This window comes from Herbiconiux sp. SALV-R1 (genome assembly GCF_013113715.1).
Classification (GTDB): domain Bacteria; phylum Actinomycetota; class Actinomycetes; order Actinomycetales; family Microbacteriaceae; genus Herbiconiux.
The window spans coordinates 2,069,260-2,082,571 of sequence record NZ_CP053344.1; the positions used below are offsets into that span (position 1 = coordinate 2,069,260).

At 72.8% G+C, this 13,312-nt stretch carries 9 protein-coding genes; 4 read left to right on the top strand and 5 right to left on the bottom strand.

The window, feature by feature from the left end; translation table 11 throughout:
- Positions 1-14 precede the first annotated feature (14 nt).
- Positions 15-3,395: an ATP-dependent DNA helicase gene (locus tag HL652_RS09950; RefSeq protein ID WP_171705182.1), complete on the bottom strand. Its 3,381-nt coding sequence runs from the start codon at positions 3,393-3,395 to the stop codon at positions 15-17.
- Positions 3,392-6,646: a PD-(D/E)XK nuclease family protein gene (locus tag HL652_RS09955; protein ID WP_171705183.1), complete on the bottom strand. Its 3,255-nt coding sequence runs from the start codon at positions 6,644-6,646 to the stop codon at positions 3,392-3,394. Before HL652_RS09955 ends, HL652_RS09950 begins: the two co-directional genes overlap by 4 nt.
- Before the next feature lie 133 nt (positions 6,647-6,779).
- Here HL652_RS09955 and HL652_RS09960 point away from each other — a divergent pair, with 133 nt between their 5' ends.
- Together HL652_RS09960 and HL652_RS09965 are read left to right on the top strand one after the other, a co-directional pair.
- A complete protein-coding gene (locus HL652_RS09960; protein WP_171705184.1) occupies positions 6,780-7,004 on the top strand; it encodes a DUF3107 domain-containing protein in 225 nt (74 codons plus the stop codon).
- Between the two features lie 4 nt (positions 7,005-7,008).
- A complete protein-coding gene (locus tag HL652_RS09965) occupies positions 7,009-7,317 on the top strand; it encodes a hypothetical protein (protein WP_171705185.1) in 309 nt (102 codons plus the stop codon).
- Positions 7,318-7,328: 11 nt separating this feature from the next.
- Here the strand turns inward: HL652_RS09965 and HL652_RS09970 are convergent, their stop codons facing one another.
- Positions 7,329-8,045: a ferritin-like fold-containing protein gene (locus HL652_RS09970; protein WP_253743765.1), complete on the bottom strand. Its 717-nt coding sequence runs from the start codon at positions 8,043-8,045 to the stop codon at positions 7,329-7,331.
- A gap of 251 nt (positions 8,046-8,296) precedes the next feature.
- Here HL652_RS09970 and HL652_RS09975 point away from each other — a divergent pair, with 251 nt between their 5' ends.
- Positions 8,297-9,811 carry a DEAD/DEAH box helicase gene (locus tag HL652_RS09975; protein WP_171705186.1) on the top strand — a complete coding sequence of 505 codons (1,515 nt, stop codon included), beginning with the start codon at positions 8,297-8,299 and terminating at the stop codon, positions 9,809-9,811.
- 408 nt (positions 9,812-10,219) lie between these two features.
- On the opposite strand, the gene HL652_RS09980 is transcribed toward HL652_RS09975, so the two are convergent.
- Positions 10,220-11,089, bottom strand: coding sequence for a PHP domain-containing protein (locus HL652_RS09980; protein ID WP_171705187.1), 870 nt, complete (start codon positions 11,087-11,089; stop codon positions 10,220-10,222).
- Between the two features lie 72 nt (positions 11,090-11,161).
- On the opposite strand from HL652_RS09980, the gene HL652_RS09985 reads away from it, so the two are divergent.
- Positions 11,162-12,697: an aminopeptidase P family protein gene (locus tag HL652_RS09985; protein ID WP_171705188.1), complete on the top strand. Its 1,536-nt coding sequence runs from the start codon at positions 11,162-11,164 to the stop codon at positions 12,695-12,697.
- Between the two features lie 96 nt (positions 12,698-12,793).
- On the opposite strand, the gene HL652_RS09990 is transcribed toward HL652_RS09985, so the two are convergent.
- A complete protein-coding gene (locus tag HL652_RS09990) occupies positions 12,794-13,288 on the bottom strand; it encodes a YflT domain-containing protein (RefSeq protein WP_253743767.1) in 495 nt (164 codons plus the stop codon).
- Positions 13,289-13,312 lie beyond the last annotated feature (24 nt).

Here is a 13,312-nt window from a genome sequence, read left to right on the forward strand (position 1 = left end):
CGGCTCCGCGCGGCTCAGCTCAGCGAGGTGAGCACCAGGCGCTCCAGTTCCTCCTCGGGGTAGAGACGCTCCGGTCGAACCACACTGTCTTCGGGAACGAAGTAGAAGCAGGCGTCGACCCGCTCGGGATCGATCCCCTTCCACCGCGCGTAGGCGAGGCGGTAGAGCGCGAGCTGCAGCTGCTTCAGCTCCAGGTCGTCGGCGTCGCGGGGCGCCTTGCCCGTCTTCCAGTCGACGACGAGGAAACCGTCGCCCTCGGGGAAGACCGCGTCGATCTTGCACACGATCACCCGGCCGCCGAGCACCAGGTGGATCTCGGTCTCCACCTCCACGGGCTTCCGTGACGCGAACTCGGAGGCCTCGAACACCTCGATGAGAGCGCGCATCCGCTCCTCCTCGTCGCCGTGATCGGCGATGCCCGACCCGGCCGGCGTCGCGGGAGCGGCCTCGCGCGGCTCGACACCCAGCGGTTGGGGTTCGCTGCCGAGAGGCTCGAGCTCGTCGTCGAACGGCTCGAGCTCGTCGTCGAAGACGTCGACCAGGTCGCCACCGGAGAACGGGAGGTCGACGAGGTGGTCGTCGCCGCCGCGGAACCGCTCCTCCACCCAGGTGTGGAAGCGGGTACCCAGTCTCGTCTGCCGGAAAGGGCGCTCGGGCATCGGCCGCCGCAGGGCCCTCACCACGGCCTCGGGGTCGGAGACGTAGTCCTTGAACCGTGAGGCCGGAATGCGCACCGGCACCTCGAGCCGGTCTCCGGCCCCCACAGCGGCTCGTTCGGCGAGCAGCAGCTCGATCTCCGCGTCCCACGGGGTCGTGACACCGGGGTCGGCGGCACGCACGGCGTCGGCCGCGAGCTCGAGGCGGCTGCGCCGGCCACCGAGGGGATCGCGGGGCCACTCGATCCAATTCTCCGACTCGGCGAGCGGATTCTGCTCGAACTCCGACGCCTCCGGCAGCACCCCCTCGGCGACGACTCCGGCCGCCTCCAGCTCTCGCAGGTAGCGACTCGGTGGCCTGGGCTTCATCCCCGTCGACCAGAACGAGCCGCTGAGCAGCAGCGAGTGCCGAGCCCGCGTCACCGCGACGTAGGCCAGCCGGCGCTGCTCGGCCGCGTAGTGCTGGGCGTTCGCCTCGCGGAACTCGTCGAGCACCGCACCGAACTCGTTCTGCGCCTCGAGACCGTGCCAGGCCAGAGCGGGGAGCTCGGCGGCGTCTCCGCGGAAGTCGAACGGCAGCTCGCCGAAGGTGAGCCAGCCGAGCTTCGACCGGGGCTCGCCCGGGAGCTCACCCTCCACGAGGCGGGGCACGACGACGACATCCCACTCCAGGCCCTTCGCGCCGTGGATGGTGAGGATCTGCACCGTGCCGGGCTCCGCATCCTCGGTGCGCGGTTCGAGGCGCTCGCGCTTCTCGGCCTCCTCGAGCCAGGCCAGGAAGTCGCCGAGACCGGCCGATGGGTCGAGCGCGAGGAACGCCACGAGCTGCTCCGAGAACGCTTCGAGCCCGGCGCGGCCCTCGGCAGCGTGGGGGCTCGCGAGCACCTCGATGTCGAGCAGCAGCTCCTGCTGCACGAGATCGACGAAGTCGACGAGTCCGAGGCCTGCCCGGGTGCGCAGCTGGGCGAGCTGCACGGCGACGCGACGCAGGCGCTCGATTCCCGGTTCGCTGAAGCCGGCGAGCGCGGAGTGCGTCGGGTCGGCGGTGGCGACGAAGTCGAGGGCGTCGACGATCGACCTGTCCTCCTCGGCCACCACCGAGCCGCGCAGTCGCTGTGAAACCGCGGAGTCGAGGCGCTGGAAGCGGTGGTCGCGCTCGGCGATCCAGGAGGCCAGAGCGCGCAGGGCCATGAGGTCTTTCGGGCCGACCCGCCAGCGGGCGCCCCCGAGCACCCGCAGCAGGTCGGCGCCGGCGGTCGGGTAGTAGAGCACCCGCAGCGTCGACACGAGGTCGGCCACGGCCGGCTGGGCGAGCAGGCCGCCGATGCCGAGCACGTGGTACGGGATTCCCCGGGCGTCGAGGGCCGCTGTGAACGGCTCGATCTTCTTCACCGAGCGGCACAGCAGCGCCGCGCTCGGCCGGGTGCCCCCGGGTACCTCGGGCTTCAGCCGCTCGGCGAGCCAGCCGGCCACGGCACGTGCCTCGTCGGCGACGGTCTCGGCGAAGACGGTGTCGACGACGCCCTCCCCGGCGCCGGGCCGCGCCGAGAGCTGCTCGACGGCCACACCCGCGCCCGAGGAGAGCGGGCCGACCAGGGCGTTGGCCGAGTCGAGCACCAGGGTGGGGTTGCGCCAGCTCGTCGACAGGGCGAAGGGCGCCGAGCCACGGGGGGCTGCGAAGTCGGAGGGGAACCGCGCGAGGTTCGCCGCGCTGGCCCCGCGCCAGCCGTAGATCGACTGGTGCGGGTCGCCGACGGCCATGACGGGGTGGTCGCGGAACAGGGCCGCGAGCAGTCGCGTCTGCACGACGCTGGTGTCTTGGTACTCGTCGAGCAGCACCACCCGGTAACGGTCGCGGTAATCGGCGACGACACCCGGCGAGCTCTCGACGATCTGCAGCGCGAGCGCGATCTGGTCGGAGAACTCCACGTAGCCGCGGCGCACCTTCTCGGCGGAGTAGGCGTCGGCGAGCTCCAGCACGAGCGGCAGCGGGGCGACGGCGTCGATGGCGCTCTGCAGCGCCCGGTAGACGTTCTTCACCCGGGCCGAGCCCGTCGGCAGCTCGGCGAGCGACACGAACCTCTCCGCGTACTCGGCGACCTCCGCCGAGCCCACCACGTTCTCGGAGAGCGCACGGCTGAGCGCCAGCACCGCCGAGGTCACGACGTCGACCGAGCGGTCGACCTGCAGCAGCCGCGGGTCACCGCTGCCCACCACCACCTTCCTCGCCAGCTGCCAGGCCGAGGCCTCGCTCAGCACCGCCGCCTCGCCCTCGCGCCCGATCGTCACGGCGCTCTCGCGGAAGATGCCGTTCGCGAAGGCGTTGTAGGTCGAGATGGCAGGCACGTCGAACGGGTCGGGCTCGCGCTGCACCAGGCCAGAGGCCGCGAGCTCCCTCAGTCGCTTGCGGATGCGCTCCGCCAGCTCACCCGCCGCCTTGCGCGTGAAGGTGAGGCCGAGAACCTCGGGCACCTCGACCAGCCCGTTGGCGATGAGCCACACCACCCGGTTGGCCATCGTCTCGGTCTTGCCGCTGCCGGCTCCCGCCACGACGATGCGGGGCTCGAGCGGCGCCTCGATGACGGCCTGCTGCTGCGGGGTGGGCCGCGGCAGCCCCAGCCGGTCGGCGATCTCGACGGCCGGGATGATGCGGCCGACCGTCGGCTCCGGCGTCTGCCCGGGCGGCGCGAACGCCTCGGGGCGATCGAGGTCGGCGAGGTCGAACAGCGCGTCGCTCATTCGGAGACGCCCTTGATGAGCTGGATGCGGTACTCGTACCGGTTCTGCACGTCGCGTTCCTCGGGTTCGGCGACCCCCGCGAAGGTGGCGGCGGCCATGCCCTCGGCCACCGCCTCGATGCGGGCGGCGACCCCCGCGAGCGCCTCCCCGTCGAGCGGCTCCTGCTCGAGAACGGTGAACCGGATGCTCTGCGTCCCCTTCGCGACGTACAGCAGCGCCGCCCCGCCCGACTCCGGCACGCCGGCCGCCTGGCCCTCTCCGCCGGCAGCGACGTGACCGACGCCGACCCCCTCCGCCGAGCCGTCGTCCACGGCACCCTCGACGAAGGCAGCAGCGCCGAGTCCTTCCACCGAGGCCGTCGAGAGCGCCAGCTGGTAGCTCGCCAGTTGCGCGTGCCCGGGGAGGTCGGCCCGGCGCACCGGTGTCTTGCCGGTCTTGAGGTCGATCACCACGAGCCGCCCGTCGGGGAGCCGCTCGACACGGTCGATCGACCCGTTCACCTCGGCGCGGCCGGTGCGGAAAGAGAACCGGGCCTCCGCGCCCGCGAGATCGCGCTCCCCCGCGTCGAAGTCGCGGAGGTAGTCGGCGAGCCCCTCGAGCTTGGTGCGCAGGGCGCGCTTCTCGCGCTCCTCGATCCACAGCGCTTCGAAGCTCAGCTCGCTCCAGCGCTCCTCGGTGGCGCGCATCAGGTCGTCGACTCGGGTTCCCTGCTCCGGTGTCGTGGAGGCCTGCTCCATGACGGCGTGCACGATCGTGCCGATTCCCGCGGCCACGCTCTTCGACCCGCCCGCGACCTGGTCGACGAACCAGACCAGCGGCGACTGCTCGAACGACTCGATCTTCGACGGAGACACCCGCACCACGGCGTCGGTGTCGGCGGGGTCGACCAGCGGCTCGTCGGTCGACGGGGGCAGGAGACCGTACCACTCCGACGGATCGGCGCCCGCGACCTCGGCGGCGGCGAGGCGCGCGAGCGCGGCGGCGGCGCGCCGGTCACCGTCTTCGGCGAGCCTGCGGCGCAGGTGCCCGGTGAGCCCCCGCAAGGTGAGCGGGTGTCGCACGGCGGGAACCGGGTCGGCGTCGGGAGCCAGACCGAAGAACGCCGAGGGCTGCTCGTCGTCGTTCGCGACGCAGCTGAGCACGGTGAGCTCGGTCGACCGCGAGACGGCGAGCGCGAACATCCGCAGTTCGTCGGAGAGCACCTCGGCGCGGCTCTCACCGGGTTCGGCGTCGACGGCGGGATCGGCGTGCCCGGCCGCGAGCGGCGCGAGGCGCTGCGCGTGCAGCAGCGAGCCACGCAGCCGCAGGTTCGGCCACACCGACTCCTGCAGGCCGGCCACCACCACCACGGCCACCTCGGCGCCGACGACGCCCGTGGGAGTGGTGACGAGCACCGAGCCGGTGCGGGAACGCGGGGAGAGGGTGTCTTCGGGCACCTCGGCGCCGAAGAACTCGTCGACGAAGAGCGCGGCGGGCCGGTCGGGATCGCGTTCGACGGCGCGCCGGGCCGCCGTGAACAGGGCGACGGCGCCGTCGAGGTTGCGGTCGGCCTCGTCGGCGAGGATGCCGGTGCCTTTCGCCAGCTCGCCCCACCGCGCGGCGAGACCGCTGCGCTGCCACAGCCCCCAGAGCAGCTCCTCGACGCTGGCGCCGGCGCGGGCGCTCTCGCGCGCCGCGTTCAGCGAGGCGCCGAGCGACGCGACGCGTCGGGCAGGTGCCGAGTCGATGACGCCGAGCACGCCCGGGGTCTCGAGCGCTTCGCGCAGCAGCTCGTCGGAATGCCGGCCTCCCCCGTGCGCCAGTTCTTCGTGCCGGAGCGCGAGGCGCAGCCGCCGCAGCCCCACGGCGTCGACACCGCAGAGCGGACCGAGGGCGAGCGCCTCCACGACCTCGGGCGTGAGCTCGAGACGATCGAGGGCCACCGCCAGCGCCTCGGCCAGGTGCCGCGCGGCGTAGTCGTCGCGCAGCGCCTGCACCGCCGAGAGGGTGCGGGTGGGCACCTCGGCGAGCCCGAGCCCGCGCGCGACGGCCGGCACCAACGACCCCGACCGCACCACCACGGCCATCTGCGACCACGGCGTGCCGTGCAGCAGATGCCGCTCCCGCAACAACCGCGCCACCGTCGCGATCTCCCCCGCCCGCGTATCCGCCTGAATCCGCAGCACCCGCCCCGCCGCCCGCCCGGCCGCAGTCGCATCGCCGGCGGTAGGCTCGGCCGCAGGCTCCACCGTGTCGCGCTGCCGCCCCGCGGCGGCCGCGCCGATGCGCTCGGTCACCCGGCGCGTGAGCGCCCGCAGCTCACCCCTCTGCCGGTGCGAGGTGCGCAGCACGACCGGCTCCCCCACCTCGACGCCGAGCACGCGGCCGAGCTGGCCGAGGGCCCGCACGTCAGAACCGCGGAACCCGGCGGTCGCCGCATCGGGGTCGCCGAAGGCGACGACGGCGGCGCCGTGCCGCGCGAACTCGCGCAGCAGGTTGAGCGCGCCGACCGGCAGGTCGTGCACGTCGTCGGCCACCACGAGCCGTGCGTCGAGCGCGACGGCACCCGAGCGCAGCAGAGCCCTCGCCTCGGCGAGCAGCTCGGCCGAGTCGAGGTGCGCCACGTCGAAGCTCTCGACCGTGTTCTGGTACTGCTGCAGGAACTCCCCTGCCGCGACCCACTCGGGAATGCCGTGCTCGGCACCGAGCCGGGCGAGTCGCTCGGGCGAGACCCCGTTCTCCGTCGCCCGCATCATGAGGTCGCGGAGCTCGGTGCGGAACGCCCGGAGCCCCCGCACCTCGGCGGGGAGCCCCTCCGGCCACGACACGGCGGGCCGGCCCTGCTCGGCGTCGTCGACGCCGCCCTGCAGCAGCTCGGCGACGATGCGGTCTTGCTCTGCGCCCGTGAGCAGCGCCGCGCGCCGCGAGCCCGGGAGTGCGTCGCGCGTGCCCGCCCGGCGCACGAGGTCGAAGGCCGCCGAACTCGGGGTGCGAGCCAGCGGGCCGTTGCTCGGCAGCCCGAGCCGCAGGGCGACCCGGTCGCGCAGGCGCGTCGCGCTCTGCCTGGTCGTGGTGAGCACGAGCACCTCCTCGGGTGCGAGACCCCCGTGCAGCACGCGGTCGGCGACGAGCTCGACGAGGGTCGTCGTCTTGCCGCTCCCCGGCGCGCCGATGACCGCGAACGACGACTCGAGCGGCCTCGACGGCACCGCGCGCTGCGCCTCGTCGAGGCCCAGCGCCGCTCCGGTCGCAAGGCCCGCCTGAACTGTCATGCCCCCACGGTAGCCGCGCCCACCGACATCGCCCGGCCGACCCGCGCCGCCCGGCCGACGGTGTTCGCTCAGGGCGGGAGGATTCGGCGGGGCAGCGGCTTCGACGGGTGGGGCGGTGCCGTAATCTGGCCTCATGGACATCCGCATCGGCATCGCCAACTCGCCCCGTGAACTCGCCTTCGAATCGAACCAGACCCCGGCCGAGATCGAGCAGACCGTCGCCGCAGCCCTCGCCTCCGCGGGCACCCACATCTCGCTCTCCGACAACAAGGGCAAGGTCTACGTCGTGCCCGTCGGCGCCCTCGCCTACGTCGAGATCGGCAGCGAAGAGTCGCGCCGCGTCGGCTTCGTCGGCTAGCACCGTGGAACTGCTGTTCATCACGCTCGGCGGGGCCATCCTGGGTCTCGCCGCCCGCTACCTACTGCCCGACCGCGACCGCCACGGCGTCGTGCTCATGCCCGCCGTCGGCGCCGCCGTCGCGGCGGTCGTCTGGGTCGCCCTCACCTGGCTCGGCTGGGCGTGGGACGGCGGGTGGATCTGGGCGGTCAGCCTCGTCGTCACCGCTGCCGTGGTCGTCGCCACCGACATCCTCGTCGGCCGCCGCCGCAAGGAGCACGACGTTCACCGCCTCGACGCGCTGCTGAACGGCCGGGCCCCGCTGGCCCGCTGAGACCCGCGGCCTCAGGCAGTCAGCCCCAGCCCGTCCATCCGCCGGGTGTGCGCCGCGATCATCTCGGTGAACACGGGCTCGATGCGCTGCTCGTCCGACTCGGGGTTGCCGGTGAGGTGGATGGCGGAGCGGCACACCAGCAGGGTGTCGCCCACCACGCGCCGGCCCCACATCGCCAGGCGCGAGCCCAGCACCGGGTCGGCGGCGATCGCGTCGGAGAGCAGCGCCGTGATCGCACCCCGCGCATCCTCCGCATCGAGGATCGCCTTGCAGCGCGGCCCGACGTCGGTGGGCAGCCCCTGGGCGAGCAGGCTGAAGAAGTCGTCGAGGATGCCGGCGGTGAGGTAGACGCTCGCCAGCTGCTCGAACCAGTCGCCGCCCTTCACCAGGGCGCGGTAGCGGTCGATGCCGACGGTGAAGGGCTCGATCACCTCGGAGGGGTTCTCCACGCGGCGCCGCAGCTCGGCCACGAGTCGTTCGTGCTTGTCGAGCGCCTGGCCCGCCGCCGGGGCGAGCATCTGCTTCGCGGCGACCGTGGGGGCCGCGTTGATCGCATCCGAGATCTCCTCGAACACCGCCAGCTGCACGTAGGCGACCTGCCCGAGATAGGGCAGCACCTCGGGCGTCAGCTCGGCCAGGTTCACCTTCGGATAGTTCGCCACGTCTTCCCGGGGCTTCAGCCGCGGGATGTCGATGCGCACCTTCGGGCGGCGGAGGAATCCGAACACGACGCCAATCCTATCCGGGCCGCGCGGGGCGCTCTGACGCGCCGCCCGACGGGCAACCGGTCCGTCGGAGCCGCCGTTCCGCTAAACTCGGCTCGGGCCCTGACGACAACTCGGGGCAATCGCCGCCGTCCGGCGCCATCGCCGGTCATCGCCCCGCCGCCGCGCACTGCACCGCACGAGCCGCAGCCGGGCGCCGTTCTCCCCCACGGCGGCACCGCATCGAACGGGTTTCCCAGACAGGTTTCCACACAGTGACTTTCACCGAACTCTCCATCGACCACGACATGGTCGACGCCCTCGCCTCGAAGGGCATCGTCGAGCCCTTCCCCATCCAGGAGCAGACCATCCCCCTCGCCCTCTCCGGGCAGGACATCATCGGCCAGGCCAAGACCGGCACGGGCAAGACCTTCGGTTTCGGGCTCCCGCTCATCCAGCGGCTCGGCACCGACCCGGCGCCCGGCGTGAAGGCCCTCGTGGTCGTTCCCACCCGCGAGCTCTGCGTGCAGGTCACCGAAGACCTCGAGCTCGCCGCCTCGAACCGCCCCACCAAGATCGTGTCGATCTACGGTGGCAAGGCGTACGAGGGTCAGATTGAGCAGATCAAGGCCGGCGCGCAGATCGTCGTCGGCACCCCCGGCCGCCTCCTCGACCTCGCCGGGCAACGGCTGCTGAACCTCGGCGCCGTGCAGGAGATGGTGCTCGACGAGGCCGACAAGATGCTCGACCTCGGCTTCCTCGCCGACATCGAGAAGCTCTTCGCGCAGACGCCGGCGAACCGCCACACCATGCTGTTCTCGGCCACCATGCCCGGCCCGATCGTGGCCCTCGCTCGCCGCTTCATGAACAAGCCCATCCACATCCGTGCCAGCGATCCGGATGAGGGGCTCACCCAGGCGAACATCAAGCACCTCGTCTACCGTGCCCACAACCTCGACAAAGACGAGGTCATCGCGCGCATCCTGCAGGCCGAGGGTCGCGGCAAGACGGTCATCTTCACCCGCACCAAGCGCGCCGCCGCGAAGCTCGTCGAGGAGCTCAACGACCGCGGCTTCAACGCCGCAGCCGTGCACGGCGACCTCAATCAGGAGCAGCGCGAGCGCGCCATGGCCGCGTTCAAGGCGGGCAAGAAAGACATCCTCATCGCCACGGATGTCGCGGCCCGCGGCATCGACGTCGACGACGTGACCCACGTCATCAACCACACCATCCCCGACGACGACAAGACCTACCTGCACCGCGCCGGCCGCACGGGCCGCGCGGGCAAGACCGGCATCGCCGTGACCTTCGTCGACTGGGACGACCTGCACAAGTGGGCCCTCATCAACCGCGCCCTCGAGTTCGGCCAGCCCGAGCCCACCGAAACCTACTCCTCGTCGCCGCACCTCTACACCGACCTCGGCATCCCCGAGGGCACCCGCGGGCGCCTCGCCTCGGCAGCCCCGAAGTCGGCCGAGAGCGGGTCGCGCTCGGGCTCGCGCAGCGCGACCGCGGGCCCGCACGGCGGCACGGATGCGGGGGCCGGTTCCGGCTCCGGCTCCGGCGAGGGCCGCTCGCCCCGCAGCCGCAACCGCAACCGCACCAGGAGCCGCAGTGGCTCGGGTGCCGCGGGCACCGCATCCGACACCACCTCGGGCACCGCGACCACCACCGCCGCGGCGACCGAGTCGACCTCGGCCGGCTCCGGCTCCGAGCACCACGACGGCAACAGCGCCCCCCGCCGCCGCACCCGCACCCGCCGCCGCTCCCCCCGCCCCGCCGCCGAGTAGCCCGCCGCTGGCGCCGCCGCGGCGGCAGTGGCCCCGAAAATCGTCACCCACCTGGGCGAAACGACGGACTTCGGGGCCGCTACGACGAAACGACGGAGTGTGCGCGGCGTATCGGGACGAAAGTCCGTCGTTTCGGCAGGCCGTGGTAGGCATTAAGGCACGCCGCCACTCCCCCCAAAAGTCGATGGAGTTCGAACCACTCTCCCGAAACGGATGGAGTCTCCACGGCGTGTCGCCCGCAGACTCCATCCGTTTCGGCGGCGAGGGAGGTGCGGCCCCGGCCCGAAGACCATCTCGCACCGCATCAAGAGACGGAGTGTCGAGCCGTTTCGACGAAACGACGGGGTCTGCGGGGCGTATCGGGACGAGACTCCGTCGTTTCGGCGCGCCGCCGGCGCGGCGGGCGGGTCAGGCGTAGGTGGGGGCGGAGCCCGTCGCGCGGGCGATGATCGCCTCGAGCACCTCGGGCCGGGTGGTGTTCTCGCCGAGGCGGTTGGGCTTGCCGGCGCCGTGGTAGTCGCTCGAGCCGGTGACGGCGAGGCCGTAGCGCCGCACGAGGCGCTCGAGCCGTCGGCGACCCTCGGGGGTGTTCTCGCGGTGGTCGATCTCGAGCCCGAACAGCCCGGCGTCGACGAGTGCGTCGAACTCCTCGTCGAGCTGCACGTCGGCGCGACTGCGGGTCGCCGGATGCGCGATGACCGGCACTCCCCCGGCCGCCACCACGAGGCGCACCGCCTCGAGCGGGTCGGGCGCGTCGTGCGGCTGGTAGTAGCCGGCCCGCCAGTGCAGGATTCCCGCGAACGCCGCACTCCGGTCGACGGCGAGCCCGCGCGCCACCAGGGCGTCGGCGATGTGCGGCCGCCCGACGGTGGCGCCCGGCTCGGTCTGGGCGAGCACGTCGTCCCAGCTCACGTCGTAGTCGCGGGCGATGCGCTCCACCATCTGCTCGGCGCGGTGCAGCCGGGCCTCACGGATGCGCGCCGTCGCGTCGAGCAGATCGGCGTCGTCGGGGTCGAACAGGTAGGCCAGCAGGTGCACGCTCGACCAGCCGATGCGCGTGCTGAGCTCCATGCCCGGGATGAACGTGACACCCACACGCGTCGCCTCGGCAGCCGCTTCGGCCCAGCCTGCCGTGGAGTCGTGGTCGGTGAGGGCGACCGTGCCGAGCCCCGCATCCTTCGCCGCCCGCACCAGCTCGGCCGGAGCCTCGGTGCCGTCGGAGACCCTGCTGTGCGTGTGCAGGTCGATCGGCTCCCTGAACAGCCGAGCGGAAGACATCTCCCCATCGTATCCCGCCGCATCCGCCCGGCTGTTCGGCGGCCTCCCGCTCCCCGGGTGGAGAATGGATGCATGGCCGAGACCACCGAGACCTCCAGCACCGCCGACGCCACCGCGCCGGAGACCACCGCGCCTGCCACCGCCGCGCCCACCACCCCGGGCCACGCCGACACCGACGCCCCCGAACCCCGCGCCACGAGCAACCGCTCCACGACGCCGGGCTCCGACGCCTTCCGCGACTACATCGCGAGCGGCTGGGCCGAGCGCACCGACACCCTCCCGCCGGCGCGGGAGCAGGCACGGTTCGCCGCCGAACGCCGACGCCGCCTCTCGGAGGCCTTCCCCGGCAAGCGGCTCGTCATCCCGTCGGGCGCCCCCAAGCAGCGCTCGAACGACACCGACTACCCCTACCGGGCGCACTCGGCGTTCTCGTACCTCACCGGCTGGGCCTCCGACGCCGAGCCGGGCGCCTACCTCGTGCTGGAGCCCTCCGACGCGGGCCACGAGGCGACCCTCTACTTCCGCGAGCGCGCCGGCCGTGACTCCGACGAGTTCTACGCGAACCCCGAGATCGGCGAATTCTGGATCGGCCCCCGCCCCTCGCTCGCCCAGGTCGCGAGCGACCTCGCCCTTGCCACGAAGGGTGTCGCCGACTTCGAGTCGGTCGACTTCGACGAGACCACCGTGGTGCTGCGCGAGGCCGACCCGGCCCTGCCCGCAGGTGCGGGCGACAGCGCCGACGACGAGCTCGCCCGGGTGCTCTCCGAGCTGCGGCTCGTGAAGGACTCCTACGAGATCGCGCAGATGCGCGAAGCCGTGGCGGCGACCGCCCGCGGCTTCGACGACGTGATCGCCGACTTCGCCCGCAGCTCTCAGCACGCGCGCGGCGAGCGCCTGGTGGAGGGCGTGTTCAACACCCGCGCCCGCCTGGACGGCAACACCGTCGGGTACGACACGATCGCGGCCTCGGGCCCGCACGCCTGCATCCTGCACTGGACCCGCAACGACGGGCCCGTCACCCCGGGTGACCTCATCCTGCTCGACGCCGGGGTGGAGCTCGACTCGCTCTACACGGCCGACATCACCCGCACCCTTCCCGTGAACGGGCGCTTCACCGAGGTGCAGCGGACGGTGTACGAAGCCGTGCGCGAGGCCGCCGATGCGGCGTTCGCGATCGTGCGGCCGGGTATCAAGTTCCGGGAGATCCACCAGGCCGCGATGGCCGTGATCGCGCGGCGCACCGCGGAGTGGGGGCTCCTGCCGGTGACTGCCGAGCAGGCGCTCGAGGCCGACAACCAGCAGCACCGCCGCTACATGGTGCACGGCACCAGCCACCACCTCGGCATCGACGTGCACGACTGCGCGAAGGCGCGACGCGAGATGTACCTCGACGGGGTGCTCGAGCCCGGCATGGTGTTCACCATCGAACCCGGGCTGTACTTCCAGCCCGACGACCTCACGGTGCCGGAGGAGTTCCGGGGCATCGGGGTGCGCATCGAAGACGACATCCTGGTCACCGAGGACGGTGCCGAGAACCTGTCGATCGGCATCCCGCGCACGGCCGACGACGTCGAGGCCTGGTACGCGCGGCTGAACCCGCAGGCGTAGCGGGCGCGGCGCGCCCCGCGCCGCGCGAACCCCAGGCACCCGCGGGCGCAGGCCGGCCGGGAGGCCCCGCGCGGGGCGAGCCGCGCGGCCGCCCTCCTACCCCTCCGAGCGGTCGAGCACGTTGCGAGCCCGGTTGGCGAGCTCCACGCCCACCACGACGGCGTAGGAGCTCGCCACCACCTGCATCACCGAGGTGTAGTCGCGGCGCCGGCGGCCGATGCTGTACACGACGATGTTGAAGAACAGGCCGAATCCGGCGCCGATGAGCGCCGCGGCGACGAGGAACAGCGGCGTGGTGCTCGTCGGCGAGAGCAGCACGAGCAGCAGGCCGAAGAAGATGCCCACCCAGAGGCCCGACAGCGCCCCGGCGAGGGCCGCCCGCCCGTAGCTCATCTTGCCCGTGACGCGTTCGACGCTCTTGAGGTCGCTGCCCACGATGGACAGCTCCTTCACGGGGAACTCGGCCCGGGCCAGCCGGTCGACGGCGGCCTGCGCCTCGGCGTAGCTGTCGAAGGTGGCGACCGTCTCGCCTGTGGGGATGACGGCTCCGCGCGGTGGTCGACGGCGGGCGGAGGGCTGCGGATCGGTCACCCCGGCATTGTCCCACGGCCACCT

What these genes read in the sequence shown, in the direction of transcription:
- HL652_RS09960 (WP_171705184.1), top strand. Translation starts at nt 6,780, where the DNA reads ATGGACATCCGCATCGGCATCGCCAACTCGCCCCGTGAACTCGCCTTC.
- HL652_RS09980 (WP_171705187.1), bottom strand. Translation starts at nt 11,089, where the DNA reads ATGTCTTCCGCTCGGCTGTTCAGGGAGCCGATCGACCTGCACACGCAC.
- HL652_RS09955 (WP_171705183.1), bottom strand. Translation starts at nt 6,646, where the DNA reads ATGACAGTTCAGGCGGGCCTTGCGACCGGAGCGGCGCTGGGCCTCGAC.
- HL652_RS09950 (WP_171705182.1), bottom strand. Translation starts at nt 3,395, where the DNA reads ATGAGCGACGCGCTGTTCGACCTCGCCGACCTCGATCGCCCCGAGGCG.
- HL652_RS09985 (WP_171705188.1), top strand. Translation starts at nt 11,162, where the DNA reads ATGGCCGAGACCACCGAGACCTCCAGCACCGCCGACGCCACCGCGCCG.